This window comes from Pantoea sp. SJZ147 (genome assembly GCF_007828605.1).
Classification (GTDB): Bacteria; Pseudomonadota; Gammaproteobacteria; order Enterobacterales; family Enterobacteriaceae; genus Pantoea; species Pantoea allii.
The window spans coordinates 160919-186609 of the sequence record NZ_VIVB01000012.1 but is presented as its reverse complement, the minus strand read 5'-3'; the positions used below and the strand labels follow the sequence as shown (position 1 = coordinate 186609).

Here is a 25691-nt window from a genome sequence, read left to right as displayed (position 1 = left end):
CAGAGTTTGCAGCACGGTGGCGGAATGGAAAATGTGAAGGTAAACAAACCGACATTACTAACTGATGGTTGTATCTAATACTGGGGGCAGGTCAGTTTGGCTCACGCATCACCGAATACATGGATATGCGTCAGGCCGTCTGTGCTTTCGCAGAACGCGCTGCAGAAAAGCTGAGGAAGGAAAGGCAGTACTGCAAACAGATAGCTGTATTTGTCCGAACCAGCCCACACGCCGAGGGAGAGGTTTTTTATGGCAATCAGGCCAACGGGAAATTGCTCACTCCTTCTAACGATACCCGCGACATTATCCGGGTGGCTATGGACGCACTGGATCAGATATGGCTCGACGGTCATCGATATATGAAAGCAGGAGTGATGCTGGGCGATTTTTTCAGCCAGGGAGTTTCTCAGCTCAACCTGTTCGATGAGTACCGGCCACAGCCTAACAGTGAAGCTTTGATGCGTGTCGTTGATGGGCTTAACCAAAGTGGCAAGGCAAGTTTGTTTTTTGCGGGGCAGGGTATTGAGAAGTCCTGGGCCATGAAGCGTGAGATGCTGTCACCTGCTTACACAACCCGTTTTGCAGACCTGCCAGTAGTAAAATGAGGATGAGTTTTACCATCATTTTACCATTGTTTTACCATCGCAAATCGCAGGCAATAAAAAAGCAGCCGTAAGAGGCTGCTTTTTAAGGGATAATTTGGTTGGCACGAGAGGATTTGAACCCCGACCCCTGATACCCCATGACAGTATGATAACAATTTAACTTTTATGCGTTAAAAGCCAGAGCAACATAAGGAATAGATGTTTGTCACTTGACACTATCTTCATGATCTTTTTGACAAGCTTTAATTTTGACTTTGGATTTTGCTAGCATAGCTAGGTCAATCTCTTTGATTGCCTTCTCGCACGCATCTTTTACATCACCAGCTGTGCCATCCGCGCCTAAAATACGAACATATTCAGCTCTAGCATCTTTAAGAGTCTTGGTTAACCTTATCTCTGCTAACGAAGGAATTCCTATTAATGCGATAAGAAGAATAACCCCATGTGACAAAGTCACAGAAACACCCGGAACAAGGTTTGTAAAAAAAGCCATTTGAAGCTTTACAACTAAAAAATGATTTAATGCCAAGCTAAACAAGGTGGTGAACCATGCCTGTGAAGCTAAGTAAGCTTTTTGGTTCATTTTGAACCACCCAAATGCGTTTTGTTATCATTTGAGTTTATACTGTTCAAAGTCCTTGCGAGCTCAAGTGAATCCACATCTTTCCCAATCTTGATGTCTTTCACATGGGTTTTACCTTCAGCGTCCTTGTATGTTAATCTTATGTAATCATTAGGTTTATTCCAAATTAAAAGGTAAAGAACACCTTTCCATGCAAATAAAGCACAGACTGCAAACACAGTAATGTAGGTCATTATACCCAATAGAGACATTCGTGATTAAACCTGTTTTCGGTTAGCTGCAGCGCGATGTCGAACTACTCGTTCAATCGAATACTTCGGACCGCTCAAGACACCGTTTTTTTCACTTACAGTTTCAGAGTACTCTACCACAAACAGGTCATCTTTCGAGAAAATTGCTTCGTTAGCGCTTACCCTCTCGAGAAAAGCAGCATCGTTCATTGAGGTGGTTACTTCACCAATGTCAGGAAGGATCATCTTCCATCCCGAAGAAGAGTTGAAATTAACTCTTGAGAAATTGACATTTTTTGTGAAAGTTTCAATGTGAGTCTTCTGTTCTGTAGTTGAGCGTGGCGCTCTGAAAGTATCAACGTCATCCTTCAAAACCTTAATCACATTTCTGCGTCCGTCCTGAATTTTAAACGTCGAATCTTGCTCAGTTTGAAGCGGACGATAAACAAGCTTATCGATTTCTTTACGGATTAAAGGGCTTGTTACTAATTTTTGGACTTCAATAGGACAGGTTACTTGTTCGCCATCGACCTCAATTGTTGATGTCCCTTGAGCTTCATCAATGATAACATCTGTCACCTTTCTTCCTTTTAACCACTCAATGATTCCTAACAAGCTCCCTGTGGCTAAACCAGCACCAGCTACAAACCCGAGAGCTTCTAATGTTTTCAATCCGCCCATTACTGCCACAAGTAGTTCAAAAGACCCTTCCTTAGTAGCCCTAACTGTCACTTGAACCTCAGAACTTTCGCCGTTAATTATTTTTTCTGCATGTTCAATTAATGAGCCGAGAGATGTTAGAGCTTCACCAAGAGTTTTGGCATCGATTTCATTGTCTTCATAAGCCTTACCGCCATAGGCGATTTTCAATTCCGTTATCTTTTCTTTAGACATGAATGTTTCCTTTTTGCTTTTTGTCTTTTGTGCAAAGGCTTTTATATGCAATCCAATTGCACCAGAGTGATGTATCGGTATAAAAATGAGAATCATCCTATCTTAAGAATGCTTAGGCGCACATCCTGATAGATGATCAGTGCTTATGGAAACTTCATAATTTTAAGGGCTTGGATTACGTAAGACATTGAAAAGTAATGGGGGCAGATTTGAGTTTTATTATGAAAAAATAGCTTTACTTATTGATTTATAGACATAAAAAAACTGATTTAAAATCCCTCGATCGCAAGGTCGTGCGGGTTCAAGTCCCGCCCCGGGCACCATATTGAAACACCAATAAAATCAAGTAGTAGTAATGTCGTTTAAGCCGCCTCTTTGGGCGGTTTTTTTGTGCCTGAAATTCGGCAGTGGCAGCAAAATGGCGATGACTTGGCGATGGCATTTTTATAATCTGTCTTTAGACGGTTAGACAGTTTTACAAGCGTTTGCAAAAGTCAGCGTCCGAGCGTCAGTAAACTGAGCAGATAAACTTATGATGTAAAAATAATCTAAATGATTACCGTAAGGATCTGACTGACGCAGGCGGCTTTATAATTTACAGATGTTTGTGTCTCCGGCCCAAAAGCGGGAGGCTAGGGTGCATAAGAAAGATGATAAGAACATTGCAATCTTTTGCACAATACGGATCGAGGTGGTTGTAATTTTACAGCGCACGTATTTGATTCGAGCTAACAAACCTCGAATGAGCCATGCTAGCCAAACGCAGATGTATTCAAAGGAAAAATAATTTATATTTCATTAGGTTATGCTTAACAAGCAGCGTTGATAGTTTTAATGATTTTATAGTCAGCGTAAGTGTGAAAACTATTAATAAAAAAGTTAAGATAATCTTCTTTGAAGATAGTCATTTATGTCGGAAACATGGAGGTAACGATGATAAGTGCGCGAAAGCTGGCTGATCAAATGGCAGAAGCTATTCACTTGGACAGCAACATGTTTCGGGGGTTTATACAGGGATTTATGAGCTTGCCCGTCGATTTTTATTAGCTGGGCAATGATTTCTTCCATACTGATGATCGATATGTAAATTCTCTTGATAAAGAAAGACTTATACGATTAGTAAAGCATGGGATGGCGTCCAGGCATAATCTTGAAAAAGTTATTAAAATTTTTATGGATAATTTTTTTCAACACGTTGATTTCACTAAGATGAAAGAGATTTCCGCTAAGGGAGGCGGGAATTTTGTTGGCCGCATGACATTCAACCAATTGGCTACTGCCAACATGGGTTATGTTTTCTCTTCACGTTTAATTCCTCGTATTGCCTCCGGGCTAACTATCGGCAGTATCATGTCTCTAGGGGCTGCAATGTCGCGTGCGATTTACGTATCGAGAGATTTACAACGAAGAAACCCTTCAATCTATGACACCTTAAGGCGCATGGGTGATATGGATCTCCTTTATTTTTTAGTGGCTGATAAAACCAGACCCTTTGAAGACGCTGCACAGCTTTGGTTAACAGATAGAGAAAATTTTCACCAAACGTGCTGCTTCTTTTTTGAGAAAGTAAATATATGAAAAATTTTCTGCTTGCTGCTATATCTCGCATTGTTCAAGGCATTGGTATCGGCATATGTGGTCTATCGCTCATCTATGCGGGTTGGTATTTGTTTTTTTCTGATAACGTATACAAATATTACCTTGCCGTGGCGAGTTTAGCGGGACTGGTTATTGGGTACTATATCTTTAAGTTTGCCGTGCGAAAAATATACGATGAAAGCCCTGGCGACTGGTGATTTTAGCGACGGTAAAAACAAATTATGTAGCAGTAATGCGCTGGCATAGTTACGTTGAAAGTCACTATGTATCATGAGCTTATGATTGCTAAGAAGCCTCAATAGCTTTTAAAATCCCTCGATCGCAAGGTCGTGCGGGTTCAAGTCCCGCCCCGGGCACCATATTGAAACACCAATAAAATCAAGTAGTAGCAATGTCGTTTAAGCCGCCTCTTTGGGCGGTTTTTTGTTTTTAAAGTCCCACATCCTAATATGTCTTCATAATATATCAATCCTGTTTCTGACCTCCGACAACCAGCACAAACACGTTCTTCCTGTTGTAACGTGCGGTTTGTTTCACGTTCTTATGCTCTGAAATTTCCTGTTTGGTATAAATGTTGCCATCGAGATGCGATATCCCTTTTGCTTGTAAGTCACGAAAAGTGAAATTGAAATCTGGTCCAGGAAAAGCAGCTTTTGCTTGTTGCCTGGCTTTAAGCCAGAGCTGTTAAAACCATCAGATAGCGCTACAGAAAAGATATTGGCTATGAACTGATACACATTAGTGATTTTTCACATTTTCTATAAATAAATGTTCAAAAGATAGGTTCAAGACTCACTCTGTCATGGATGTTGAACTAATCTATTAATTTATTTTATGAAATGAGGCGCTCATGACTTGTTTATCTGTTGCTAAAACTATCTACATCAACAATGTGGACGATAAATACTTCAAGTACGAAATCATTCAGGACGAAGCTGGTGAGATTGTGTTTGCTGTCGCGTTTATCGAGGCCATTATTGAGCATGATGGGTTAAGCCTGCCGATGTGGACAAAGCTGGAAAACATTACCGTTGATCACCTGGTACCCCCTAAAGATGCTGGGTTTCAGACTGAAGTAAGAGATCATCCTTATCCTGGGAAGTCTATGGGGACAGTGATCGACGTATGCAAAGAACATCGAAAAAGATACAAGAATTAAACCAGGGTTTAAACGTGAACTGCACCCCAACAGTTTGACACCCACCTGAGTAAGGTGCAGTTTTTTATGAGCAAGTAGGTTCTCAGCGTTAAGGTTCAGGTCGCACAGCATTATCTTCCCGGCGTGGAAGGGCATAAGGTTACGGCAAAGCGCTTTGGTATCGATCACAGAGCCGTTCGTAAATGGTCTGCTGCATGGAAATGTCGCGGTGGAAGGCTTAGTCAGGCTGTGCCGGAGCGGAAACGGAAGACACTGGTGCGAGGCGTTAAGGATAAAGCCAGATGCATAAACGATAACGTTTAGCGTCAGCAGGAGTGAACCAGAAAAGCACAGCAGCCGTGATGCCAGGAATAAAATCAATTGTTCATTTAATGTGCTATGATGCACATCCGTTTCACAACTTAGGCACACATGGACGACTATGATGAACGGCCCTATGTCATCTTCACCGCTATCGGTAAAGCCGTACTAGAACTGCTTGATGTGCAAGATAATTTTTTTGATTTGGAACTTGCTGAAATACTTGAAGAGTGGATGGAAAAGGAAACTAACCCGCTTCAGGCTGAGGTCTACAGAATGGCAGCTGAATTTGTCAGAGCAGGCAAGGCAATAAATTAAAAAGGCCTGCGTTACACAGGCAGAAACTGTTACAAGGGAAAATCCAGCAGTCAGTCTCGACTGACTGTGCAAGCATACAGTGATCCTGTCTTTTAGATATAACTGAATGACTTTTGATCAGTAAAAGGCACGATGTGCATGCGGCAGGCATAAAAAAGCCCACTCGGATGTGGGCATAGCGAAACGGGCTATAAATATAAGGTACTATCAATTACATTTTGATTATCGGCAGCAACGTTGAAAGCTTAAGCCGCAGACCATAATAAAACGCGAGATGACGATGATTTTTACTATTTCCTATAATTTCACGTGGTTTTGCTATGGATATGTGCCTCAAGTATCACCCTGAGTCCCTGAGTCCCTGAGTCCCTGAGTCCCTGAGTCCCTGAGTCCCTGAGTCTCTGAGTCCCGACATCCCCTCTTGACGCCATTTCTCTTTCTGTCTAAAAAAATCTGATTCTGATGTATGTTTCAGTACGCTCATCACGTTCGCATTGTGGAGCGTTACGCCGAGGTCTGTGGACCGGCCCTCAGCTGTTCCTGGCGTGCTAATCAGGTCGTGACAATTTTCTTTTATTAACGCAAATGCTTCAATTGCAGTACAGCGGCAGGATCGCCTATCCATTACCAGTTTTATTATGGGTATTACGCTTTTCGATTGCCGTTGCGCGTTCACATCTCAGTCATCCAGGTTTCACTCCACGTTATGCTTATCGTTAAATCATCCAAGGGAAACGAAAGTTGATCGGATCAACGCCTGACCTTACAACACCTGCCTGACATAATTTCTTCACCACGTAATGTAGCGCCGAAACCGGTTTAAAAAAGCCGCAAACAAACCCACTAGAAGAAACGTGAGGTTGGTACTTTGCGTCATGCCTGCCAATCCCAGTTGACGTGCTATCGATAGCCGGACGTATGTCCGTGGCAATCGCATAAGCCTGAATGCAGTATGAAATGGAGCGCAAGGTCCGTGTAATGCAGACCAAACAGTGCTCAGGCATTCACGTCAAATTAAACTGGAGTCACAACAATGAAATTCAAAACTCTCATCGCATTAAGTTTAGTATCACTGTCGTTTGGTAGTCAGGCTGCATCTTTTGTTGTAGATGCAAAAAACAACTGCTTTGATCCTGAAGCTGTTAACAGCAAAGTTCAAAGCGGTTCACCACTGAAATTCAATCTTGATGCGGGTACATATAACATTTACCTGACCTCAAACAGCGCCAATTGTGCTTCTGGCACGTCTTGTCAGATTGACCACGTAAACATGGCTGGTGGGATGAGCACGGCAAGGTGGGGTTCTTCGATCAGCAGCACTTCACAACAGATCAACGTGGCTGGAAGTAATTATTATCTCATCGCTTATATTGGCGATAACAACTGTGCGGATAATACAGGCACTGTGACCATTCAGGCGGATAAAATTCAGTAAAGAACAGATTTTCCTCCTTATGAGAGACTATCTTAAGACGCATTTTCGAATGCGTCTGCTAATCGTTTCTTTACAGGAGTTTTCCCTATTTATGATGAACGACATAAAATTCAGGTCAATCTCATGCTGATTTTCAGATCAGAATAGGGGAGTGCGGGCTGCTTATCTTTACTTTTCACGAGCGAAGGTTTCTGTTTTCCAAGGTAAGATGCAGATATTGGGAATGATGCATTTATTGTGGCTTTCAATGCACTAACCTTATCATAAGTCGTTTTTACCAGTAAAAGATAAGGACAGGCCGTGCCCGGACATCAAGCAGAAATCGATTTCGGTTCAGACCACATCATAATAGAACGTCGCTACCGCGCCCTTGGCGCACTCAACGATCTTTTTATCGCCATCTGGTTTCTGACAGGGAGCATCCTTTTTTTCTTCGATTCGCTGATGACCGGCGGCACCTGGTTATTTGTGGTCGGCAGTCTTCAGTTGCTGTTACGTCCGGCGATAACCCTGGCGGAACTCGTCCACGTCAGGCGCGTTTATCGCTCACAGTCAGTAAATCAGGGATGATTTAAGGCCGTTTTCCTCAGCCTGATCACTTCTCTTCAGGCAAATCAGCCTGACCGTATGGTTTTACGCTGCGGTCAGGCTATGCGTGATTTAGAGATAAATTGTGTGATGGTTTGCTGCCGGATTACCAGGTGCGCGCTGGTGGTGGTGGCGTCTGTTGACCCGTGGTAGGCGGTGGTGGTGGTGGCGCTTCAGCTTGTCCGGGCGGCGGCGGCGCGAATGCCTGTCCTGGCGGTGCAGGAGGCGGTGGCGGAGGGCGACGATCGTGCGGTGGTGGTGGCGGTGCAGCACAACCCGGACCTGGCGGCGGTGGCGCGCAGGCGGTGAGCGTAGATGTTACAAAAACAGCAGCGAAAAAGGTCAGACGACGATTCATGCTATTTCCCTTATGAAATTAACAGTAAGCTAATTGTAGACGACCGTTATTAAAAATACGGTGGCTGGGGATAAAAGCGAAGCGACGAAGCCCATTTGTTTGTTTTTTGAGATACTTCTCATCTCACGACAGTGATCCGGTTTTTTGCCACAACTCCCGCTAAGGTAGCGCATCAATAAAGAGGAGTGATGTTATGAATGGCATTTTGAAATTCGTCCGAGGCTGGCTGATTTTTTCGGTTCTGTGGGGCGTCTTCATGTGGTTTATGTCATGGCAGCAGCAGGGTAAAGAGATTGGACTGGCGATTTTAATGAGTCTTTATGCCGGGCTGCTTTATCAGGCGCTGATCACCATGGTTGCGCGCTACAGAGCACGGCGGCAGCAAGCCTGACCGTCGGCCTGCTGCCCGGAAGCAGCAGGCCAGGCACTTAGCCCAGATTGCCGGTTAAGCGCCGATGAAAGTCGCTGCTACGCATATCCAGGCCTTCAATTGTGACCTGGGTGCCATAGCGCTGGTAACGGTATTCGATACCGTCCAGTGCCGCCACGGTTGATGCATCCCAGATTTGTGCATGGGTTAAATCGATGGTGACAGATTGCGGGTCGTGCGCGTAATCAAAGTGCTCAAACAGGTCGTTGCTGCTGGCAAAAAACAGCGGTCCGCGCACGAAGTAGCGCACTGATTGGCCATCTTCGCTTAGCTGTCTTTCGGCATGGATTACATGCGCCACGCGGCGTGCAAATAACAGCATCGCAACGATAACGCCGGCCAGTACCCCGAGAGCCAAATTACCCGTCAACACCGTTATGCCGACCGTCAACACCATCACCAGGGTTTCCGACCAGGGCATCCGTTTCAGCGTCGCAGGTTGCAGGCTATGCCAGTTGACGGTTTTCACGGCGACGACCATCATGATTCCGGCCAGCACCACCATGGGAATTTTAGCCATAACATGGCTCAGACCGGTGACCAGAAGTAACAGGACCAGGCCTGCAGCCACCGTCGAAACCCGGCTGCGCGCTTTGCCTAATTCCACGTTAACGATCGTCTGCCCGATCATCGCACATCCCGCGATTCCGCCGTAAAAGCCAGCAAGAATATTACCTATGCCCAGTCCCCATGATTCCCGGCGTTTGCTGGAAGGCGTATCTGTGAGGTCATCAACTAACTTGGCCGTTAGCAGCGATTCCATCAGACCGACAAACGCAATACTCAGGGCGGTGGGCCAGATGATCTGCAGCGTGTGTAGATTGAGCGGTACGGCTAAGGTCGTGAAATCGGGCAGCCCGGCACTCATCGGGCCTTCATCTCCCACATCAGGTACGCGATAGCCCATCAACAGCGCCACGCCAGTCACGACAACAATGGCGACCAGAGGAGAAGGAACACTTTTAAGCACGCGTGGCAGTAGCAGCACAATCGCCAGAGTGACGGCGAAGAGCGCCCATACCAAGGGTGACTGGCCCCAGACATGAGGCACCTGGGCAAAGAAAATCAAAACCCCAAGGGCATTAACAAAACCTATCATCACGGAACGTGGAATGTAGCGCATCGCCCGGGACATGCCTGTCACACCAAACAGAATCTGAATCAGTCCGGCCATCACCACCGCAGGCAGGATATAGGCCACGCCATGTACATGTACCATCGGGCCAATCACCAGCGCCACCGATCCCGCTGCCGCGGTCACCATGGCAGGGCGGCCGCCAAGCATGGACAGGGTCAGGCAAAGCACCACCGAGGCGAACAGGCTGACTTTAGGATCGACACCCGCGATAACAGAAAACGAGATGACTTCCGGGATTAATGCCAGGGCGGTAATCACGCCAGCCAGACATTCTCGGGTAAGCAGTGCAGGCGAACGCAATACGCGCCTCACACTGATATCGTTTTCCACAACCGCAGCAGTGGCGACATCATTTTGTTGAATCATAATGTTGTGCAGGCTCTTTTATTTTCATCTTGCGCGAAAGGCAAGGCAGACTGGATATGATGAGGGGCAGATGTTACCGATCGATAAACGAAGAAGCCAGAGAAAGAGAAATGACTCCATCCATGGAGCAGGGATTATACCGTTAAGTCGTCAGGTGTTTTGTAGACCACCAGCTCCAGCAGGTGACGATAAACATCGAGTGAAACTTCGTCACGTTCCAGTTCAAGACGATGAATCAGTTTAGAAATAATCGCTTTGTTATTAACGGCCATCCCTGACTGCAGAATTTCTGCGACCACCATTCCAAGAATTTCCATATCACTGTCAGGCTTATGTGCCGCAACGGTAAAATATTCAGCAATCTCTTTATCAGTTTGGGGCAGTGTGTTTTGCATGTGTTAGCCTTTCAAATAGCCAGCTACCCGGGCGGACAGCAGGACAAACAGACCTAAAAGCCATCGCATAAAATACAATGGAACCCAACGCCGTAAACAGGTCCAGATGGTCAAAAAAGAAACCTCTGAGGGTGGAAATCCATTACACCTTCAGAGGCGACGCAGATGCATCATTCGTTACAGAGTCGTGATCACAACTCGTTGGCTGTAAAGTTATACAATGAAACTTTAATTGTACAAGTAAATTATTAGACAAAAAATGCTAACGCCTATTAATTAATAGGTTAGATAATTTTTTTTGCAGGCAATGTGTACAACAAAATGTGTACAAAATAACAATTTCTTCACGAAAACAGCATTCCCCCGACAGCGTTAACCAAACAGATTGAGTTTTGCCGTCAGCTTACGCACCTTTTTCTTGTCACCGACTACCGCGATACCCAGTAAACGCCATTCTGCCGCCGGCAGTGTCTTCATTGCGGCCGTGAACGCGCCGTAATCCGTGGTCGACTGACCTTCTTCCGGGAATACCACAATGTCGCATTCCGCCTCTTCAGCCTGATGCCATAAGGCACTGAGCTGGTGTACATCTGCAGCCAGCACGGGAATACCTACGGGAATCAGACCGGGAAAGCGCCGCGTGTCGGCATCCTCAAGGGCTTCACCTGTCAGAGAAGGATGACGCTGGCCCACCGTCAGGGCGATGACGGCTGCGGCATTTGCCGCTTTGCCTGTGGGTAGCGCGCTGTTCAATATCATTACACATCGTGATTCTGTCATGTTCTTCTCCTGAGACAAAAAGCCATTGTGGCAAGGCTCTTTTCAGGCGTCTGGAAGATTTGTGCACAGCTGCTGGTAACGGGCGGGAGTCAGTTGGCAGGCACGCTTAAACCAGCGGCCCAGATGACTTTGGTCGGCAAAACCCAGTTCGGCTGCAACCTGTGCAGGCGATTCACCGATAGCCAGCCGACGTCGTGCCTGGCTGAGCCGCCACTGTACTAACCAGGCGTGCGGCGGTAAGCCCCATTGCTGCTGAAACAGCCGGGAAAGACGAAAGCGATCAACGTTGAGGGCCTGTGCCAGCTGTGCAATCCCGGGATTGTCCGCATGATAAGCGATTAACCAGTCGCGAGCCTGATGCGCCAGCGACAGAGCCGCATCCGTTTTCGCACCATGCCAGACAGGATAGTGACGAAGTTGCCGGAATAAACGGTCCAGCGCCGCATCTTTAATGAGTTGGGGATGATCGTGCCACAGCGCTTCAAACGCATGCCAGACTGCCCAGGAGAGTTGACCATCATCCTGCAGCGTGGTGGCAAAACGCAGTTCTCCGCAAGGCGGGCCATCAAGACAGGCGGGCGCAAGATGCTGATGCAGATGATGAGGTGACAGATACAGCATACGGTAGGTAAAGCCCTGCGCATCAATCGCATCGCCATCGTGAAGCTCTTCAGGTTCCAACATAAAGACAGTGCCGGGGCGGCTTTGGTGACGTTGACGTCGTGAATGGAACTGCTGTACGCCTTGTTCCGTCACGCCAATTAAATAGCTGTCATGCCAGTGAGGATCGTAGGCATGGCCGGTAAAATGCGCCCGTATGGATTCAATGCCGCTGTTCGGGTCGCGACGTAAATCAACCCAGCTGTCTGATGAATCTTTCACACGCATTTTACTCCAGAGGACTTTTACGAGAGTATCAACCTGTACATTCTGCCGCGATTATCCATTATTTAACAGATTAGGCACTTTTCATTCGCAATTTGCTTTGCGTATAATAACTTATTCAACTAATTAGAACTCTAATCATTAGGTTGCTACTTAAATGTCATCTAACCGTACCTTTACGCATTTACTGCATCTTACCGCCCACGCCTGGCGCCTGGCCGTTGATCGTCACTTAAAAGACAGCGGATTAAGCACCAGCAGCTGGATGGCGATAGGATTGATCGCCAGCGAGCCTCAGCGGCTTACACAAACTGAGCTGGCGCAGCGGATGGGGCTGGAGGATGCCAGCATGGTGCCGCTAATAGACCGCCTGGTGAAACAGGATCTGCTGATGCGCGTGCAGCCCGTTGAAGATCGTCGCAAACGCCATCTGGTTCTGACTGAAAAGGGCAACGAAGCCTTTGTGAAGGTCAAAACGCACGCCGATGCATTGCGTACTGAATTGCTGGATGATATCGATCCTCAGGAGCTGGTGATTGTTGAGCGCGTGTTAGAGACGCTTCTGACCCGAATGGGAACGATGTAATTATGGCCCGGCGCAATCCCTACGCTGCGCGTGAATGGTTGCCACATGAAAAACCCATGCTGCCGGGGTCACCTTCCACCCCGCTGCATTCAACGCCTAAACGCCTGGCATTTGGCTTAATCGGCCTGTTGATCTCCCTGACAGGTGCCTTAAGCAATGCGCTGGTCAGCGCCAATCTGACAAATCTGCAGGGCACCTTTGCGGCTTATTCGAATGAAATTGCCTGGCTACCGGCAGTGTATGTGATGGGGAATATCTCCATTAACCTGCTGCTGGTAAAATTTCGCCAGCAGTTCGGACTGCGGGTGTTTACCGAAGCTTTTCTGGTGGTTTATGTGCTCGTCGCCTTTTTCCATCTTTTTGCCAACGATCTCAGCTCGGCGATTATTGTGCGCACGGCACATGGCATGGTGGGGGCCGCTTTGAGTTCGCTGGGCATCTATTATCAGGTCCAGGCGTGGCCGGCGAAACATCGCCTGAAAGCGCTGGTCATCGGCCTGACCGTTTCTCAGTTAGCGATTCCGCTGGCCCGGCTCTTTTCCAGCGAATTGCTCCAGCTTGACGAGTGGCGCGGGCTTTACCTGTTTGAGCTGGGCTTAGCCCTGATTGCCCTGGGCGCAGTGCTGGTGGTTAAGTTGCCGCCGGGCGATCGCATCAAGGCGTTCGAAAAGATGGATTTCGTCACCTTTATGCTGCTGGCTCCGGGCATGGCGCTGTTGTGCGGCGTGTTGTCGCTTGGCCGCATTGAATGGTGGTTTAGCACACCGTGGCTGGGGATATGCGCTGCGCTGGCATTAGTGCTGATCGTCTCCGCATTTGTGATTGAGCATAACCGCCGCAATCCCCTGATCAACACGCGCTGGCTCAGCAACGGGTCGATCGTGCGTTTAGGCATTGTGATGATCATGATTCGTATCGTGCTGGCGGAGCAGAATACCGGTGCGATAGGTTTTTTACAGCAGATGGGTCTACAGAATGATCAGATGCACGGCCTGGCCTTTGCCATCATCGCCGGTGTCATTGCCGGGATTGCAGCCAGTGCGCTGACCATTAAACCTACCCATCTTAACTGGCCGATTGTGGTGTCGCTCATCGTGATGATCATCGCCTCTCTGATGGATGCGCAGTCCAGTCCGGTCACTCGTGCCAATAACATGTACTTGAGTCAGTTTTTACTGGGATTTGGTAGCGCCTTTTTTATGGCCCCGGCGATGTTGATGGGGATCGGCAGCGTAGTGACCCAGCCTAAAAACCTGGTCAGTTTTGTGGTGCTGTTCGGCATGAGCCAAAACCTGGGCGGCTTAATCGGCTCGGCTATTCTGGGGACCTTTCAGACGTGGCGTGAAAAATATCACTCCAGCCTGCTCGGCGATCAATTATCGTTACTGGACCCCAATGTCAGCGAACGGCTTAATCAATATGGTGCTTTGTTTAACAGTCAAATCAGCGACAGTGCGCTGCTGAGTGCGCAAAGCATCAGCCAGCTTCAGTCAGTTGCAACCTTACAGGCCAACGTGCTGGCCTATAACGACACCTATCTGCTGACGGCCGCGCTGGCGCTGATCACCCTGATGTGGGTGCTGTGGCGCTTAACCCGCCGGCGCTATCTCGACTGGCGACAGGCCACATTCAATCTGGCAGAGCAGCGTCAGCTTGCCGCCGCACAAGAACGAACGGAGCAATAATGAGTCAGCAGGATGAACTTCAGGCAGCAGAGCGCGACCGGGCAAATCGCCGTCGTATTCTCTCCATTGCCTTAGGCAGCGGTATTGTGGTGATTGGCGTGCTGGTGATTCTGTATGCCTGGCAGCTCTGGCCCTTCACCAGTTCCGTGCAGAGCACGGAAAACGCCTATGTCCGAGGGCAGGTCACGTTTATTAGCCCGCAGGTCAGCGGTTATCTGACGGCCGTGAATGTGGTTGACCTGCAGCCGGTAAAAAAAGGCCAGTTACTGATGACGATTGACGACCGTATTTATCGTCAGCGCCTGCACCAGGCCCAGGCCCAACTGGCAATGAAGCAGGCGGCGCTGAGTAATAATCAGCAGCAGCGTCTCAGCGCGCAGGCAACCATTCAAAGTAATAAAGCGGCGCTGGAAAACGCCAAAGCACAGGCGGTGAAAAGCGGCCTGGACCTTAAACGTGTCGAAAATCTGGCTGCTGACGGTTCGCTCTCGGTTCGCGAGCGCGATGCGGCGCGGGCGGCAAATGCACAGGGCCTGGCGCAGTTGCATCAGGCCGAAGCACAGGTTGCCGTCGCCCAGCAGAACTTACAAACGGTCATTGTTAACCGCGCCTCGCTGGAGGCGGATGTGGCCAGTGCAAACGCGGCGCTGGAACTGGCAGAGATCGATCTGGCTAACACGCGCATTACGTCACCTGATGAAGGACAGCTGGGGCAGTTATCGGTGCGTAAAGGTGCCTACGTAACGGCCGGAACGCGCCTGACGTCGGTGGTGCCGAACCATAAATGGATTATCGCCAATTACAAAGAAACCCAACTGGCCCATATTCGTGCCGGATTGCCGGTGACGATTCGTGTTGATGCGCTGGACGGTAAAACATTCCACGGTCACGTCGAATATCTCTCACCCGCAGCGGGATCAGAATTTAGCGCCATCTCGCCGGACAATGCGACCGGTAACTTCGTCAAAATCGCGCAGCGTATTCCGGTACGTATTGATGTCTCGCCGGAGGTTCAGCAGCAGCTTCGTCCCGGCATGTCGGTTGAAGTCAGTATTGATACGGCTGCAAGCGCAGACGGAGAAAAAACGCCATGATGGGCTATCGCGTAGCCGCAGGCCTGCTGGCGATCGTCCTTGCGGGATGCAGTACCCAGGTCGACAAAGCCCCGGCATCTTTGCCGATTCCGCCACAATGGCGTGAGCAGGTTGGGCCTTCTGCGCCGCCGGAAGCGGCATGGTGGCAGGCGTTTGGCGATCCAGACCTCAATCGGTTAGTGAGCCAGGCATTACGCAATAATCCAGACATATTGATTGCCCGCGCGCGGGTTGATCAATACCGGGCCCAGTTGCGTGCAGCGCAGGGGGACGACTTCCCGACGCTGAGCGGGGGCGTGGCTGCAACGCGTCAGCGTGCGCTGTCCGCGGCAACCGGTCAGCCTAATGACACCTCCGTTTTTCAGGGACAGCTGCAGGCCAGCTACAATGTGGATTTGTGGGGCGCACGCAGCCGTTCGATCGATGCGTCGCAGGCAACGCTGGAAGCACAACAGGCCGCCGCCTCGGCAGCCGAACTGACCATCGCCAGTTCCGTTGCATCGGGTTATATGACGCTGTGCGCGCTTGATGAGCAGCTGCGCGTTACCGAGGACACACTGGCAACGCGGAGTCACTCGCTCAGGCTGGCGCAACGCCAGTTCGAAACGGGCTACACGTCACGGCTTGAGTGGATGCAGGCGTCATCAGAATATGAATCTGCCAAAGCCCAGGTGCCGCAGCTCCAGCACCAAATTGCGCAACAGGAAAATGCGCTCAGCATCCTGGTGGGCATGAACCCACGAGAAATCGCTCGCCAGCGCGAATTCACTGCCATTATGCCGCAGGTCATGCCGGGCGTGCTGCCTTCTGCCTTGCTGAATCGCCGTCCTGATATTGTGCAGGCGCAGCGTCAGCTACTGGCCGCCGATGCCACGCTGGCTTCTTCCAAAGCGAAGCTGCTGCCGGGGATTAACCTGACCGCATCCGGCACGCTGCAGAGTTCCGTGTTGCACCAGCTGGTGGACGATCCCTTCCGCCTGTGGAGTGTAGGGGGCAGTATTCTGGCGCCGTTACTGAATCGTGAAGCCTTGACCGCTCAGGTCGATGTTTCCATGGCCTCGCGGAATCAGGCCCTGTACAGCTATGAGAAAGTGGTGCGTAACGCGTTTTCCGAGGTGAATAATGCACTGGATGCGATCCGTCAGGGGGAAGCTCAGCAGGCGGCGCTGCAGAAGCAGGAACAGTTTGTTGCCGAGGCGCTGCGCATTGCGACCAACCGTTACCAAAACGGTTATGCCTCTTATCTGGATGAACTGGATGCACAACGTACCCTGTTTGCAACCCAGTTGAATCTGGTCACGGTCAAAAATAATCTGTTGCAGGCGCAAATTGAGCTGTATCGCGCATTGGGCGGTGGCTGGTCTCCTGAAAACGCGGCTTCGCGCGAGCCGGTGAAGCAGTGATTAGCGGTCAACGTATTTTGGCCGTATCGTCTCCTCTGCGTAGGTTTGTAAAAGAACGGATTACTGAATAAGATTGCTCTACACTGTAACCCGCAAATGTAGCCTTGAGTCACGCGTTAACCAGGAAGAGCATGTTGTTACCCAGCCCACCAGAAGAGCACGATGAACCCGTGGTTCAGCCGCTTGCCGATGCTCACTTTGCGATTGTGGTGCTTGCGGTGACGTCAGTAACGCTGATCATTTTTGTTCTGATCGTCACGCTCTGGATGAGCTAGTGTTTATCAACCGGACCTGAAAGGAGTGAGGGATGGAATCGAGAGATGATAAACTGATTGCAATTATTGGCTTGCTGACGGCTTGCCTGATCGGTGTCACTTTCTTGTTTGTGGTGACGTGGCTAAACGACAGCCATCAGGCCTCACCGCTGGAAGGCGTTGACACGCAGACCTGCTATCCCAAACCCCCGTCGCGTCAGGTCTGATCGCGCTTACTGAATTTTATCTGCTGGCTCCGCAGCACCAGTGCCAGGTTCTCATGCACGGTGCGGTTGCCATTGGGATCGGCCAGACCCAACAGTGAACCCGGCGAACGCCTGTCATCTGCCCATGACGGGTATTCCACCACCGGGTAAAGTGAAATCCCTTCCATTGCAATGCCCTGGTCTAGCGCGACGGCAACGTTTTCACTGACTTCCTGTAACCAGCTCGCGCGGGCTTCGCCTTCGGCACCGGTTTCGGCTATCAGCATCGGGCGTTGGTAACGTTGCCAGTATTGGGCCAGGAGAAGATGAAGCGGGGCGCGTACGGGATCGTCTTTATCCATCGGCTGATCGGGGAAGAACCAGTGGTTATCGGGATAGTAATTCAGCCCCAGAATATCCAGGCAATCTTCGCGCCCACCCAGTTCCTTATCAAGCCGACCGGCTAACATATCCCAGGCTTCAAACTGCGCCTGGTGCTGTGCATCAGCCCCGGGTTTGCTGTCTGGATTGTCAGGATGATGGGCAATTTGTACCAGTGGATCGGTAAGCACAAAACGCGCATCAGGGATCACTTCGCGAATAGCCTGGATGGCGGCCAGGGACGCGCGAACCAGTTGCCGCTTCAGCTCTTTACCGCGCTGGCTGGCATGCGGATTAAACCAGGCTACATCTGCGCCTGCCCATGACCAGAATGAGATCTGGTTAATGGGGGTGAAAAAAGGCTGCTGGATGCCCTGATCGAGAATCACCCTTGCCATTTCCCGAGCATAACGTTCGAAGTGGTCGACAAAGCCCGCTTTCCAGATATTAATGTGGTCGGGATAGCCAAAGTGGGCCAGTTCCCAGATAACCTGTAACTGATTATCCCGAGCCGCTTCGACCATGGGCAGAAAGCTACTCCAGTCATACTGGTTGGGTGTTTTTTCAATCAGGTGCCAGCGTGCGCCGTCCCGCGCGGTTAACACACGCAGGTCGACCAGCGCGGCATAGTCTTTCCTGAGCAGCATATCGTGCCCACTGCTGATCACCATATCCAGCCGTTTGCCCGGTGTACGGCAGGCGGTGGAACAGGGGAAGCTGCCCTGAAAAAAACTCTGGAACAGGCGGGGATGATGGCGTAATCGGTCGTCAGTTAAGGGCGGGTTACTCATATTCCTCTCCTGCCAGACAAATCTCAGTCACAGATCGTTCGACTAAGTCTAGACTAAAAAACGCTGCCATCAGCATGTCTGATGTGCAACCGACGCTGGCATACGCTGTCGCGCGGAGGAATAATAATAAATGACAGGATGATTTAGGGAATATCCATGACCGAAGCGTTTGAACTGCCCCAGAGCCCATCACAGCAGAGCTGGCTTGAACAACGGCTTGTTCCACTTTGTCAGCAGCATCCGGGGTTGAGCGGTATTCATCCGCTCAGCGACGGACTCGATGCTTTTGCCGCCCGTTTCCTGCTGATGGAGAAAGCCGCGAAGACGCTGGATATACAATACTATATCTGGCAAAACGATATGTCTGGCAGGCTGCTGTTTAGCGCCATGCTGGAGGCCGCGAATCGCGGTGTCACCGTACGGTTGTTGCTGGACGATAACAATACGCCGGGGCTGGACGATACCCTGGCCCAGCTTAATCATCATCCCAATATCACCGTCCGGCTGTTCAATCCGTTCTCCTTTCGTACCTTACGTGCCCTGGGTTATCTCACTGACTTTGCTCGCCTTAACCGGCGTATGCATAACAAAAGCTTCACAGCAGATGGCGTCACCACGGTCGTGGGAGGACGCAATATTGGCGACGAATATTTTGGTACAGGTAATGAGCCGCTTTTTGCCGATCTCGACGTGCTGGCTATCGGTTCAGTGGTTAACGAGGTGGCAGACGACTTTGAACGGTACTGGAACAGTAAACCGGTTTCGCCGCTGAACGAGGTACTGGAACAGCAGGCAACAGAGCATCCTGACGTGGTGCTGCCACCGGAATGGCGAGACAGCGAGGCAGTACAGCATTATCTTGACCGGCTGGATCACTCTTCGCTGATTAACCAACTGACGCAGGACACCTTACCCTTTGTCTGGGCAAAGACGCGATTGTTAAGCGATGATCCACGCAAAGGACTAGGGAAAGCCCGCCGTAGGTCACTCCTGCCACAGCGTATGCTGGAAGTGATCGGCACGCCCCAGCGTCAGTTTGACATTATTTCCGCTTACTTTGTGCCAACCCGCGCCGGCGTTGCCCAGTTGCTGGCCTTAAAGCGCAAAGGTGTGAAGATTGCTATTTTAACCAACTCGCTGGCGGCAAACGACGTATCCATTGTGCATGCGGGCTATGCGAAATGGCGGAAAAAGCTGCTGCGGCACGGTATCTCGCTGTTCGAGTTAAAACCTCAGGCCGGGCTGAACGACGCGCCGCACGATCGCGGCTTAACCGGTAACTCCGGTTCAAGCCTGCATGCGAAGACGTTCTCGGTAGATGAAAAGATACTGTTTATCGGGTCGTTTAACTTCGATCCGCGCTCCGCAGTGCTCAATACCGAAATGGGGCTGGTGATCGAAAGTGAAAAGCTGGCCGCCGACACGCACCAGCGGTTTAGCGACTCGATGCGCGATCGCGCCTGGACCTTACAACTGGATAAGTGGGGCAGGGTGAACTGGCTGGAGTACCCAGGCGAGGCGCAGCAGGTGATTCACAAGCATGAACCGGGCTGCTCATGGTGGCAGCGTTTACAAGTTCGACTCGTGTGGCGCTTACCTATCGAGTGGCTGCTCTAAAATAAGGCGATCGTCAGCGATCGCCTTATTTTGTTATCGCTTCTGTGGTTTACCGGAAAACAGAAAGCGCAGTACAGGAACACGCAGGTGCAACTCATACAACGTAAATGAGACACCAAACACCATGACCAGGCCCAGCAGAAAGCCCAGCGTATTATTATGCAGCACTGGCGTAACGTAGATCCCGTATAACAGCGTCAGGGGATGGTGCACCAGGTAAATAAACAGCGAGGCGTTCACCAGGTACATGATGCGTGGAGAATGCGAGTTAAGCAGTTTATGCCCCAGGCTGTAACAGACGTTCAGCATACACAGGCCCATCATGCTGCTGATTAACGCGTCTAGCTCATACAACCAGCCCTCACCGCTGCTCGTCCGCTGGTTGACGATATAAGCCACCAGCAGCAACACAGCGCCGATAAACAGCACCGGATTCACTCGCACAAACAGCTGTTTTAATGCCTGATGTTTCCAACTGAGCGCACCCAACATGAAAAAGGGCAGGTAAAACAGGGTCTGCATCACGACAAAATTAAACAGTGCGTCGCTTAACAGCGCAGGGTGAGTGTAAAACACAATACGACGAAAGCCGCCCCAGAGAAGACACCAGACCACCAGGCCGAGCGCCAGCTTACTCCAGCCCACATGCTGATAATCAATGTTACGCTTCTGATCGCGCAGCCAGCGGAAGGTTATCATCCCCAATGTGGTAAGAATCAACAGCACCAGTAAAAACCACAGGTGCGAGATCAGCTCCCACATCAGGTTGTTGAATTTGTCGTAAAGGGGAAGCGTGCCCCAGTCCGCGTACTTTGTTGTCCATGCCTTAAGCATAAAAAACTGCGGAAGCGTGATGAGTGGCACTGCTGTCAGCATCGGGATGCCAACCCGCTCTAAACGCACTTTCAGAAAGCGCTGAGGCTGATAGCGCAGATAGAGCATGTAAGAAAAGTAGCCGGAGATGACAAAAAAGACCTGCATGCGGAACGCATGAATAAAATCATTGAGGGTGGTGAGCCAGAGCGAGGCTTCGCTGCTGTTGACGGCCCACTTCTGTGACGAATAGATCAGGGAAACGTGAAACGGCACGCCCAATAACATCAAACAGGCCCGAATGGAGTCGAGAAAATATTCACGCTCAGTTTTTATTGTACTCATAAAGTTCCAGTTCGTTAGTACGTTTTAGCCGGTTTCGCCCTGAAACCGTATTATGTCGGAAGGAAATTCTAGCTGCAGATAACAGAGTTTACTATCAGTTGAATCTCAGTTGAGCCCGTAACGTTTAATTGTCCTAAAATCACCCCCTGAGTAGCGGATTATCGGGAACATTGTTGCGCATAAGCTGTCGGAAAGCCGAATTATCCATTAAGATAAGCGGGTTTGTATTAAGCACACGAAAGGGGGGGATGTGCTGACTAAAGTAAAAAATAATGTTGGGCTGACGAAAATGCGCTGGATTGGCGCGGCAGTCCTGCTGGCTTTGTATGCCAACAACAGTTGGGCGTTTAACTTTGATGATGTGGCTAAACAAGCCAAAGATCTGTCTGGAAAAAGCTTCGAAGCGCCAAAAAGTAATTTACCCTCTCAATTTCGTGATATGAAATTTGCTGACTACCAGCAGATTCAGTTCAACCACGATAAAGCGTATTGGGGCAAACTGCGTACGCCGTTCAAACTCGAATTCTATCATCAGGGGATGTACTTCGATCTGCCGGTGAAAATTAACGAGATCACCGCCAATACGGTACGTGAAATCAAATACAGTCCTGATTATTTCAACTTCGGCAATGTGAAACACGATGCCGATGCGGTTAAAAACCTTGGCTTTGCCGGTTTCAAAGTCCTGTATCCGTTGAACAGTAAGAACAAGAAAGATGACGAAATCGCCAGCTTCCTCGGCGCCAGCTATTTCCGCGTGATTGGTGCAGGCCAGGTCTATGGTCTGTCTGCCCGTGGTCTGGCAATCGATACTGCGCTGCCCTCAGGCGAAGAGTTCCCGCGTTTTAAAGAGTTCTGGATTGAGCGTCCAAAACCGCAGGACAAGCAGCTGGTGATCTATGCGCTGCTGGATTCGCCACGCGCAACCGGTGCTTACCGCTTTACGATTCACCCGGGCCAGGAGTCCACGGTGGATGTGCAGACCAAAGTCTATTTACGCGACAGCGTCGGTAAACTGGGCATTGCACCGTTAACCAGTATGTTCCTGTTTGGCCGCAACCAGCCATCGCCAGTGTCTAATTTCCGCCCTGAACTGCATGATTCAGACGGTCTGTCGATTCACAGCGGCAACGGTGAGTGGATCTGGCGTCCGCTGAATAACCCACGCCATCTGGCCGTGAGCACCTATACGATTGAAAATCCTAAAGGCTTCGGGCTGTTACAGCGCGGCCGTGATTTCAATAACTATCAGGATCTGGATGACCGTTACGACCTGCGCCCGAGCGGCTGGGTTGAGCCACTCGGTGACTGGGGCAAAGGGCGCGTTGAGCTGGTGGAGATTCCAACCGCCGATGAGACGAACGATAACATCGTGGCTTTCTGGACACCGGAAAACCTGCCAGAACCGGGCAAAGCGATGGATTTCAACTATCGTCTGCACTTTGGCCGTAATGAAAACAAACTGCATTCTGACGATGTTGCCTGGGTGAAAGATACTCTGCGTTCAGCCGGCGACGTGAAGCAGTCAAATTTAGTCCGTCAACCGGATGGCACCGTGGCCTTCACCATCGATTTCGTTGGGAAAGACATGAGTGAAATGCCTGCCGACAGCCAGGTTGCACCGCAGGTCAGCGTAGGTAAAAACGGTGAAGTGGTGGAACAAAGCGTTCGCTACAATCCGGTGACCAAAGGCTGGCGTCTGGTACTGCGTCTGCGTGTTAAAGATAACAAGCAGGCCACGGAGATGCGCGCAGCGCTGGTGAGCGGTGACAAAACATTGACGGAAACCTGGAGCTATCAGTTACCTGCCAATGAATAATCTGACTTTTACACCTCAACGTTATGTAGAAGCCCTGCCGCTGGATGCGGCAGGAAAAATGCGTCTGGCTGCGTCACTGCAAAACGCGCAGACGTTTCACCAGTTACACGAATCGCTGGGCCGGGATGTGGCTGCCAGCGATCGTCCTGACGATGCTCCCTTAAAATCGGTATCGTCACGCGTGGAAATGGCCTGGTCCGATTCCCTCGCTGACGGCCAGCAGTTGGGCAAGGATTATCTTGATCGCACCACGCTTAAGGCGATGCCGAAAGTGAAGCGTTCATTGATGTTCCCCGAAGCCTGGCGAACAAACCCGCTGGCACGTGCCTGGGACTCATTACGTGGCCATAAGTCTGTGCCCCGTTATGCGACGGTCGAAGAGCAGCGCGCCGAAGAAAAGTGGCGTCACGTTGGCTCCATTCGCCGCTATATCCTGTTGATCCTCACCATCATGCAGACCGTGGTCGCCACCTGGTATATGAAAACCATTTTGCCTTACCAGGGCTGGACGTTGCTGGACCCCATGGACATGATCAACCAGAACTGGCAGCAGTCTGTCATGCAGATCCTGCCTTATGTGTTGCAGACCGGGATTTTGTTCCTGTTTGCGATTCTGTTCTGTTGGGTGTCGGCGGGCTTCTGGACGGCATTGATGGGCTTTCTGCAACTGCTGATTGGCCGGGATAAATACAGTATCTCTTACTCTACCGTCGGGGATGAACCGCTTAATCCTGAGCACCGTACCGCACTGATCATGCCGATCTGTAACGAAGACGTGGGACGCGTTTTCGCCGGTTTACGGGCGACCTGGGAATCCGTGGTACGCACGGGTAATGCTGAGCACTTTGATGTTTACATCCTGAGCGACAGCTATGATGCCGACATCGCCATTGCTGAGCAGAAAGCCTGGATGGAACTGGTCCGTGATGTTGGTGGCGCAGGCAAGATTTTCTACCGTCGTCGTCGTCGTCGTGTGAAGCGTAAAAGCGGCAACATTGATGACTTCTGCCGCCGCTGGGGCAGCAACTACAGCTATATGGTGGTGCTGGATGCCGATAGCGTCATGAGCGGGGAATGTCTGACGGGGCTGGTGCGCATGATGGATGCGAATCCTAATGCCGGTATCATTCAGTCATCGCCAAAAGCGTCGGGCATGGACACGCTGTATGCGCGTTGCCAGCAGTTTGCTACCCGGGTTTATGGGCCGTTATTTACCGCCGGTCTGCACTTCTGGCAGTTGGGTGAGTCGCACTACTGGGGCCATAACGCCATCATTCGTGTGAAACCCTTTATCGAGCACTGCGCGCTGGCACCGTTGCCTGGCGAAGGTTCATTTGCCGGCTCCATCCTGTCGCATGACTTCGTTGAAGCGGCCTTGATGCGCCGTGCCGGTTGGGGCGTCTGGATCGCCTATGATTTGCCGGGCTCCTATGAGGAGCTTCCGCCAAATCTGCTGGACGAGCTTAAACGTGACCGCCGCTGGTGTCATGGTAACCTGATGAACTTCCGCCTGTTCCTGGTGAAAGGAATGCATCCGGTTCACCGTGCCGTCTTCCTGACGGGCGTGATGTCCTATCTGTCAGCACCGTTGTGGTTTCTGTTCCTGGCACTGTCCACCGCGCTTCAGGTGGTACATACGCTGATGGAGCCGACCTACTTCCTGCAGCCAAGACAGCTGTTCCCGGTGTGGCCGCAGTGGCGTCCTGAACTGGCGATAGCCCTGTTCTCAACCACGCTGGTACTGTTGTTCCTGCCGAAACTGCTGAGCGTCGTGCTGATCTGGTGCAAAGGGGCGAAACCTTACGGTGGTGCACTGCGTCTGTTCGTGTCTCTGCTGCTGGAAATGCTGTTCTCGGTACTGCTGGCGCCGGTACGTATGCTGTTCCACACCGTTTTTGTGGTCAGCGCGTTCCTGGGCTGGGAAGTGGTGTGGAACTCGCCACAGCGTGACGATGATGCAACGCCATGGAGCGAAGCCTTTAAGCGCCACGGTTCACAAATGGCGTTAGGTATCGTCTGGGCCGCCGGCATGGGCTGGTTGGATCTCAACTTCCTGTGGTGGCTGGCACCTATCGTGTTCTCGCTTATTCTGTCACCTTTTGTATCGGTGATGTCGAGCCGCTCAGGCCTTGGCATTAAGAGTAAGAACGCGAAGCTGTTCCTGATACCGGAGGAGTACGATCCGCCGAAGGAGCTGTTAGACACAGACCGCTATGTGGAGCTGAACCGTCAACGTGCGCTGAAAAATGGCTTTATGCATGCGCTGTTCCATCCGGCGTTTAACGCCCTGGCGACGGCACTGGCCACCTCACGTCATAAGCAGAGTCAGTTGCTGGATTATGCGCGCGATCGCCGGGTTGATCAGGCATTGAGTGATGCACCGGAAAAACTGAGTCGGGAGCAGCGTCTGCAGCTGATCAGCGATCCGGTGGTGCTGGCTCGTGTGCATACTCGCTTGTGGGAAAACGGTGAGAAGTATCATCAGTGGGTAGAGAGTTATCAAAAACTCCCTCTCAACCCCGATGCGCTACCGCATCAGGCGTAATACTTAAAAAGCGGCAGAGATGCCGCTTTTTTTATGCCTGTCGTCAGGTTACAGACAGCAACATTATTTTGCACTTTTACCGAAATGGG

Annotated in this window: 25 protein-coding genes and 1 pseudogene; 18 read left to right on the top strand and 8 right to left on the bottom strand. The window is 50.5% G+C overall.

Annotation, left to right across the window (positions count from 1 at the left end; all coding sequences use genetic code 11):
* Positions 1-92: 92 nt before the first annotated feature.
* A pseudogene (locus tag FBY13_RS18075) lies at positions 93-605 on the top strand (DUF4113 domain-containing protein); the annotation flags it as partial.
* Between the two features lie 205 nt (positions 606-810).
* Here the strand turns inward: FBY13_RS18075 and FBY13_RS18070 are convergent.
* Together FBY13_RS18070 and FBY13_RS18065 are read right to left on the bottom strand one after the other, a co-directional pair.
* Positions 811-1188, bottom strand: a complete 378-nt coding sequence (locus tag FBY13_RS18070) for a hypothetical protein (protein ID WP_145394809.1) — start codon at positions 1186-1188, stop codon at positions 811-813.
* Between the two features lie 257 nt (positions 1189-1445).
* Positions 1446-2312, bottom strand: coding sequence for a hypothetical protein (locus FBY13_RS18065; RefSeq protein ID WP_145394808.1), 867 nt, complete (start codon positions 2310-2312; stop codon positions 1446-1448).
* 1173 nt (positions 2313-3485) lie between these two features.
* On the opposite strand from FBY13_RS18065, the gene FBY13_RS18060 reads away from it, so the two are divergent.
* From FBY13_RS18060 to FBY13_RS18025, 8 genes are all read left to right on the top strand, one after another.
* Complete coding sequence (locus FBY13_RS18060; RefSeq protein ID WP_255474505.1) at positions 3486-3890, top strand: hypothetical protein; 405 nt, start codon at positions 3486-3488, stop codon at positions 3888-3890.
* Positions 3887-4108, top strand: a complete 222-nt coding sequence (locus FBY13_RS18055; protein WP_145394807.1) for a hypothetical protein — start codon at positions 3887-3889, stop codon at positions 4106-4108. The genes FBY13_RS18060 and FBY13_RS18055 overlap by 4 nt, the downstream gene beginning before the upstream one ends.
* Before the next feature lie 653 nt (positions 4109-4761).
* The gene (locus FBY13_RS18045) at positions 4762-5070 is read left to right on the top strand and encodes a hypothetical protein (RefSeq protein ID WP_096012310.1); all 309 of its coding nucleotides are present in this window, start codon (positions 4762-4764) and stop codon (positions 5068-5070) included.
* 411 nt (positions 5071-5481) lie between these two features.
* On the top strand, positions 5482-5688 hold the full coding sequence (locus FBY13_RS18040; RefSeq protein ID WP_063879015.1) for a hypothetical protein: 207 nt from the start codon (positions 5482-5484) through the stop codon (positions 5686-5688).
* A gap of 1033 nt (positions 5689-6721) precedes the next feature.
* Positions 6722-7123 (top strand): hypothetical protein, encoded by a 402-nt coding sequence (locus FBY13_RS18035; protein WP_063879016.1) that lies wholly within the window; start codon positions 6722-6724, stop codon positions 7121-7123.
* Between the two features lie 300 nt (positions 7124-7423).
* On the top strand, positions 7424-7693 hold the full coding sequence (locus FBY13_RS18030) for a YrhK family protein (protein WP_145394806.1): 270 nt from the start codon (positions 7424-7426) through the stop codon (positions 7691-7693).
* A 183-nt stretch (positions 7694-7876) separates the two neighbouring features.
* Complete coding sequence (locus FBY13_RS23500; RefSeq protein ID WP_186440834.1) at positions 7877-8020, top strand: hypothetical protein; 144 nt, start codon at positions 7877-7879, stop codon at positions 8018-8020.
* A 242-nt stretch (positions 8021-8262) separates the two neighbouring features.
* Entirely contained in the window at positions 8263-8460 is a 198-nt protein-coding gene (locus FBY13_RS18025) for a DUF6404 family protein (RefSeq protein ID WP_063879018.1), read from the top strand.
* Positions 8461-8497: 37 nt separating this feature from the next.
* Here the strand turns inward: FBY13_RS18025 and FBY13_RS18020 are convergent, their stop codons facing one another.
* The 4 genes from FBY13_RS18020 to FBY13_RS18005 all read right to left on the bottom strand — a co-directional run bounded on the left by FBY13_RS18020 (position 8498) and on the right by FBY13_RS18005 (position 12066).
* Complete coding sequence (locus tag FBY13_RS18020) at positions 8498-10003, bottom strand: SulP family inorganic anion transporter (protein WP_186440833.1); 1506 nt, start codon at positions 10001-10003, stop codon at positions 8498-8500.
* 134 nt (positions 10004-10137) lie between these two features.
* Positions 10138-10398 (bottom strand): biofilm/acid-resistance regulator YmgB/AriR, encoded by a 261-nt coding sequence (locus FBY13_RS18015; protein ID WP_063879020.1) that lies wholly within the window; start codon positions 10396-10398, stop codon positions 10138-10140.
* Positions 10399-10770: 372 nt separating this feature from the next.
* Positions 10771-11178: a DUF2000 domain-containing protein gene (locus FBY13_RS18010; RefSeq protein ID WP_164484303.1), complete on the bottom strand. Its 408-nt coding sequence runs from the start codon at positions 11176-11178 to the stop codon at positions 10771-10773.
* A gap of 42 nt (positions 11179-11220) precedes the next feature.
* A complete protein-coding gene (locus FBY13_RS18005; RefSeq protein WP_063879022.1) occupies positions 11221-12066 on the bottom strand; it encodes an AraC family transcriptional regulator in 846 nt (281 codons plus the stop codon).
* A 154-nt stretch (positions 12067-12220) separates the two neighbouring features.
* On the opposite strand from FBY13_RS18005, the gene FBY13_RS18000 reads away from it, so the two are divergent.
* From FBY13_RS18000 to FBY13_RS23490, 6 genes are all read left to right on the top strand, one after another.
* The gene (locus FBY13_RS18000; protein ID WP_145394805.1) at positions 12221-12649 is read left to right on the top strand and encodes a MarR family winged helix-turn-helix transcriptional regulator; all 429 of its coding nucleotides are present in this window, start codon (positions 12221-12223) and stop codon (positions 12647-12649) included.
* A gap of 2 nt (positions 12650-12651) precedes the next feature.
* The gene (locus FBY13_RS17995; protein ID WP_145394804.1) at positions 12652-14334 is read left to right on the top strand and encodes an MFS transporter; all 1683 of its coding nucleotides are present in this window, start codon (positions 12652-12654) and stop codon (positions 14332-14334) included.
* The gene (locus FBY13_RS17990; protein ID WP_145394803.1) at positions 14334-15428 is read left to right on the top strand and encodes an HlyD family secretion protein; all 1095 of its coding nucleotides are present in this window, start codon (positions 14334-14336) and stop codon (positions 15426-15428) included. Before FBY13_RS17995 ends, FBY13_RS17990 begins: the two co-directional genes overlap by 1 nt.
* On the top strand, positions 15425-16831 hold the full coding sequence (locus tag FBY13_RS17985) for an efflux transporter outer membrane subunit (protein WP_145394802.1): 1407 nt from the start codon (positions 15425-15427) through the stop codon (positions 16829-16831). The genes FBY13_RS17990 and FBY13_RS17985 overlap by 4 nt, the downstream gene beginning before the upstream one ends.
* 131 nt (positions 16832-16962) lie before the next feature.
* Positions 16963-17106 carry a hypothetical protein gene (locus FBY13_RS23495; protein ID WP_014606152.1) on the top strand — a complete coding sequence of 48 codons (144 nt, stop codon included), beginning with the start codon at positions 16963-16965 and terminating at the stop codon, positions 17104-17106.
* 32 nt (positions 17107-17138) lie between these two features.
* Positions 17139-17312 (top strand): hypothetical protein, encoded by a 174-nt coding sequence (locus tag FBY13_RS23490; RefSeq protein WP_186440832.1) that lies wholly within the window; start codon positions 17139-17141, stop codon positions 17310-17312.
* Here FBY13_RS23490 and FBY13_RS17980 read toward each other — a convergent pair.
* Positions 17303-18463, bottom strand: coding sequence for a hypothetical protein (locus FBY13_RS17980; protein ID WP_063879026.1), 1161 nt, complete (start codon positions 18461-18463; stop codon positions 17303-17305). The two genes, FBY13_RS23490 and FBY13_RS17980, sit on opposite strands and share 10 nt — an antisense overlap.
* 156 nt (positions 18464-18619) lie before the next feature.
* On the opposite strand from FBY13_RS17980, the gene FBY13_RS17975 reads away from it, so the two are divergent.
* Entirely contained in the window at positions 18620-20080 is a 1461-nt protein-coding gene (locus FBY13_RS17975; protein WP_063879027.1) for a phospholipase D family protein, read from the top strand.
* A gap of 33 nt (positions 20081-20113) precedes the next feature.
* On the opposite strand, the gene mdoC is transcribed toward FBY13_RS17975, so the two are convergent.
* Positions 20114-21238 (bottom strand): glucans biosynthesis protein MdoC, encoded by a 1125-nt coding sequence (mdoC, locus tag FBY13_RS17970; protein WP_063879028.1) that lies wholly within the window; start codon positions 21236-21238, stop codon positions 20114-20116.
* Between the two features lie 280 nt (positions 21239-21518).
* Here mdoC and FBY13_RS17965 point away from each other — a divergent pair, with 280 nt between their 5' ends.
* Together FBY13_RS17965 and mdoH are read left to right on the top strand one after the other, a co-directional pair.
* Positions 21519-23057, top strand: coding sequence for a glucan biosynthesis protein G (locus FBY13_RS17965; protein WP_172823920.1), 1539 nt, complete (start codon positions 21519-21521; stop codon positions 23055-23057).
* Complete coding sequence (mdoH, locus tag FBY13_RS17960) at positions 23050-25602, top strand: glucans biosynthesis glucosyltransferase MdoH (protein ID WP_063879030.1); 2553 nt, start codon at positions 23050-23052, stop codon at positions 25600-25602. Before FBY13_RS17965 ends, mdoH begins: the two co-directional genes overlap by 8 nt.
* Positions 25603-25691: the final 89 nt, after the last annotated feature.

Coding starts and splice junctions, on each gene's coding strand:
- FBY13_RS18070 (WP_145394809.1), bottom strand. CDS start 1,188: ATGAACCAAAAAGCTTACTTAGCTTCACAGGCATGGTTCACCACCTTG.
- FBY13_RS18065 (WP_145394808.1), bottom strand. CDS start 2,312: ATGTCTAAAGAAAAGATAACGGAATTGAAAATCGCCTATGGCGGTAAG.
- FBY13_RS18060 (WP_255474505.1), top strand. CDS start 3,486: ATGGATAATTTTTTTCAACACGTTGATTTCACTAAGATGAAAGAGATT.
- FBY13_RS18055 (WP_145394807.1), top strand. CDS start 3,887: ATGAAAAATTTTCTGCTTGCTGCTATATCTCGCATTGTTCAAGGCATT.
- FBY13_RS18045 (WP_096012310.1), top strand. CDS start 4,762: ATGACTTGTTTATCTGTTGCTAAAACTATCTACATCAACAATGTGGAC.
- FBY13_RS18040 (WP_063879015.1), top strand. CDS start 5,482: ATGGACGACTATGATGAACGGCCCTATGTCATCTTCACCGCTATCGGT.
- FBY13_RS18035 (WP_063879016.1), top strand. CDS start 6,722: ATGAAATTCAAAACTCTCATCGCATTAAGTTTAGTATCACTGTCGTTT.
- FBY13_RS18025 (WP_063879018.1), top strand. CDS start 8,263: ATGAATGGCATTTTGAAATTCGTCCGAGGCTGGCTGATTTTTTCGGTT.
- FBY13_RS18020 (WP_186440833.1), bottom strand. CDS start 10,003: ATGATTCAACAAAATGATGTCGCCACTGCTGCGGTTGTGGAAAACGAT.
- FBY13_RS18015 (WP_063879020.1), bottom strand. CDS start 10,398: ATGCAAAACACACTGCCCCAAACTGATAAAGAGATTGCTGAATATTTT.
- FBY13_RS18010 (WP_164484303.1), bottom strand. CDS start 11,178: ATGACAGAATCACGATGTGTAATGATATTGAACAGCGCGCTACCCACA.
- FBY13_RS18005 (WP_063879022.1), bottom strand. CDS start 12,066: ATGCGTGTGAAAGATTCATCAGACAGCTGGGTTGATTTACGTCGCGAC.
- FBY13_RS18000 (WP_145394805.1), top strand. CDS start 12,221: ATGTCATCTAACCGTACCTTTACGCATTTACTGCATCTTACCGCCCAC.
- FBY13_RS17995 (WP_145394804.1), top strand. CDS start 12,652: ATGGCCCGGCGCAATCCCTACGCTGCGCGTGAATGGTTGCCACATGAA.
- FBY13_RS17990 (WP_145394803.1), top strand. CDS start 14,334: ATGAGTCAGCAGGATGAACTTCAGGCAGCAGAGCGCGACCGGGCAAAT.
- FBY13_RS17985 (WP_145394802.1), top strand. CDS start 15,425: ATGATGGGCTATCGCGTAGCCGCAGGCCTGCTGGCGATCGTCCTTGCG.
- FBY13_RS23495 (WP_014606152.1), top strand. CDS start 16,963: ATGTTGTTACCCAGCCCACCAGAAGAGCACGATGAACCCGTGGTTCAG.
- FBY13_RS23490 (WP_186440832.1), top strand. CDS start 17,139: ATGGAATCGAGAGATGATAAACTGATTGCAATTATTGGCTTGCTGACG.
- FBY13_RS17980 (WP_063879026.1), bottom strand. CDS start 18,463: ATGAGTAACCCGCCCTTAACTGACGACCGATTACGCCATCATCCCCGC.
- FBY13_RS17975 (WP_063879027.1), top strand. CDS start 18,620: ATGACCGAAGCGTTTGAACTGCCCCAGAGCCCATCACAGCAGAGCTGG.
- mdoC (WP_063879028.1), bottom strand. CDS start 21,238: ATGAGTACAATAAAAACTGAGCGTGAATATTTTCTCGACTCCATTCGG.
- mdoH (WP_063879030.1), top strand. CDS start 23,050: ATGAATAATCTGACTTTTACACCTCAACGTTATGTAGAAGCCCTGCCG.